Here is a 2,831-nt window from a genome sequence, read left to right as displayed (position 1 = left end):
GGCCCCGTGCTGCCGGCCGAGCGCCCGCAGGAGCCGAGCCGGTGACCTCCAGGTTGCCGGCCGCCGTCTTGCCGGAGCGGCTGTCCTGTTCCAGGTCGTAATTGACTGATTGGCCCTCGTCGAGCTGGCTGAGGCCCGCCCGTTCCACCGCGGAGACGTGGACGAAGATGTCCTGTCCCCCATCATCCGGCTGAATGAAGCCGAACCCCTTCGCCGTATTAAACCACTTCACCTTACCGGTAGCCATTCGATCTCGTCCTTCTCACGCCGGCGATGTCCTTGTTCACCCGCTCACGGGCGCCGCCGGCCGTATCTCGTCCCAAGCCGCTGCAAAGAGACCCCAGTGCAGCCATAGCCGCACGTACCCGACGACGCCACAGTGGACGCCACCTTGCAAGCGGAACCTGTGGTCGCCAGACGCCAAGACGCCTCAGCCTCGCAGGAATGTGAGCAGGTCGGCGTTCAGCCGGTCCTTGGCGGTGATGAACAGGCCATGCGGTTCGCCCTCGTACTCGATGAAGTCCGCGCCAGGGATCAGCTTGGCGGCTTGGCGGCCGGCCACCTCGATCGGCACAGTCTTGTCGGCTGAGCCGTGAACCACCAGCGTGGGCACGCCGAACTTGGGCAGGTCGCCGCGGAAGTCGGTCTCGGAGAAGGCGCGCACGCAGGCCTGGGTGGCGCGGCCCGAAGCCTGCATGGCCATCATCAGCGTCCACTGCAGAGTCTCGTCCGACACCTTGGGATCCAGCAGGGTCTTGCCGAAGAACTGCGGGCCGAATTGGGCGATGAAGTGCGGACGGTCCTTCATCAATCCCTCGACCATCCTGTCGAAGGTGCTGACGTCCACGCCGTCTGGATGTTCGGCCGTCTTGAGCAGGTAGGGGGTGACCGCCGAGATCAAGGCGGCGCGGGAGACGCGGGCCGAGCCGTGGCGAGCCAGGTAGCGCGCGACCTCGCCGCCACCCATGGAGAAGCCGACGAGGCCGGCGTCGTGCAGGTCCAATTCCTCTACGACTGAGGCGAGGTCGTCTGCGAAGGTGTCGTAATCATAGCCCATCCAGGGCTGCTCGGACCGGCCAAAGCCGCGACGGTCGTAGGCGATGGCCCGAATGCCGTGTGCGGCAAGGTGGGCGAGCTGGTAGTCCCACATGTCGGCGTTCAGCGGCCAGCCGTGGATGAACACCACGGGCCTGCCCGAGCCCCAATCCTTGTAGTAGAGCTGGGTCCCATCCCGGGCCTTGATGAACGCCATGTCCAAGACTCGCTTCAGCAAACGACTGTCGGCCTGATAAAGGCCACCGCCGGTTTCGGTTCCTGAGAGCCGCAGTCGCTCCGGCGCCTCGACGTTCGCCTTGGACTGGAAGCTCCGCCTTGAACAAGACCCTCAGCGTCGCGCCGATGATGGACTGGACCGACCGGCACTGCCGCGTCCTCCACCGCAGCCTGACCCGCCGCACGCGGCTCTACACCGAGATGGTCACCGCGCGCGCGGTGCTGCACGGCGACCGCCAGCGGCTGCTGGGCTTCAGCGAGGTGGAGCACCCGGTGACGCTGCAGCTCGGCGGCTCGGAACCGCAGGCGCTGGCGGAGGCCGCGCGGATCGGGGAGGACTTTGGCTATGACGCGATCAACCTGAACGTCGGCTGCCCTTCGGACCGGGTGCAGAGCGGCCGCTTCGGCGCCTGCCTGATGCGCGAGCCGGAGCTCGTGGCCGGGTGCATGGCCGCCATGATCGCCGCGGTCGTCGTCCCGGTCACCCTGAAGTGCCGGATCGGCGTAGACGAGCAGGGTCCCGAGGAAAGCCTGTTCACCCTGGTGGACGCCTGCGCCACGGCTGGCGTCCGCCACGTCGCCGTTCACGCCCGCAAGGCTTGGCTGAAGGGGCTGAGCCCCAAGGAGAACCGCGACGTACCACCGCTGGACTATGGGCTGGTCTACCGGCTGAAGGCCGTGCGGGCCGGGCTGGAGATCGTGCTGAACGGGGGCGTGGCAGACCTGGAGACAGCGACCGCCCACCTGGCGCATGTGGACGGGGTGATGCTCGGTCGCGCCGCCTATCACAATCCGGGACTGCTCGGTCAAGCCGACCGCCGCGTGTTCGGAGTCGGAGGGGATGTCTCATCGCTCCAGGCTGTAGAGGCGTACCGCCCCTACATGGCCGAGCAATTGGCGCTGGGCGTGCCGCTGAACGCCATGACCCGCCATATGCTCGGCCTGTTCGCCGGCCAGCCGGGCGCGCGGACTTGGCGGAGGTTTCTCACGACCCGCGCGGTCGGCGGTGCGGGGCTGGAGGTGCTTGACGCCGCGCTGGAGGCGGTGGCCAGGACACCGGAGTGGGCGGCCTAAGCAGAGGACTACTGCCGAAGGATGAGGCTGGTGGGCGTCGCCTGGAAGCCCGAGAGGCGGTTGAGATAGCTCATGCCGAGCAACGAGGTGGAGAGGCCGTCGGCGATGACCATTGCAGGAACCTGCTCCACCCGAGCGCCGGACACCGACACGTAGTCGAGCTGCACGCGCGCGGCGGCCGTGCGGCCGTTGGCGGTCGTGACCGGCGCATCGTAGACCAGGGAGGACGGGTTCAGGCCGAGCTGCTCGGCGTCGCTGCGCGTGAGCGCGACGAAACTCGCGCCGGTGTCAATGAGGAACCGGATTGGGCGGCCGTTCACCTGCGCGTCGGCCCAGTAGTGCCCATCGGGCGCCTTCGCGACCTGGGCGTCGCCGGGGGCGAGGCTCGCATCCGCGCTGCTTATGTCGGGCGCTTTCTTCCCCGTGATCGCCGGCGCGGCAGCTGAGGCGGGGGCCGCAGCTGCAACCGGCTGAGACGCGTCGGG

The 2,831-nt window shown here is 68.1% G+C and carries 4 protein-coding genes; 1 reads left to right on the top strand and 3 read right to left on the bottom strand.

Features of this window, described 5'->3' with window-relative positions; all coding sequences use genetic code 11:
• A partial coding sequence (locus HUV06_RS15710) for a cold-shock protein (RefSeq protein ID WP_174302178.1) occupies positions 1–247 on the bottom strand: 247 nt, incomplete at its 3' end.
• Between the two features lie 183 nt (positions 248–430).
• Complete coding sequence (locus HUV06_RS15705) at positions 431–1,252, bottom strand: alpha/beta fold hydrolase (protein ID WP_174302177.1); 822 nt, start codon at positions 1,250–1,252, stop codon at positions 431–433.
• A 119-nt stretch (positions 1,253–1,371) separates the two neighbouring features.
• On the opposite strand from HUV06_RS15705, the gene dusA reads away from it, so the two are divergent.
• Positions 1,372–2,346, top strand: a complete 975-nt coding sequence (gene dusA, locus HUV06_RS15700) for a tRNA dihydrouridine(20/20a) synthase DusA (RefSeq protein ID WP_256430096.1) — start codon at positions 1,372–1,374, stop codon at positions 2,344–2,346.
• Between the two features lie 8 nt (positions 2,347–2,354).
• Here dusA and HUV06_RS15695 read toward each other — a convergent pair.
• Positions 2,355–2,831, bottom strand: a 477-nt coding sequence (locus HUV06_RS15695) for a TIGR02281 family clan AA aspartic protease (RefSeq protein ID WP_174302176.1), incomplete at its 5' end; no start/stop codon positions are given.

Origin of the sequence: Caulobacter sp. S45, assembly GCF_903642205.1 — a bacterium.
Taxonomy (GTDB): Bacteria; Pseudomonadota; Alphaproteobacteria; order Caulobacterales; family Caulobacteraceae; genus CAHJWH01.
This window is presented reverse-complemented; position numbering and strand designations above follow the sequence as displayed.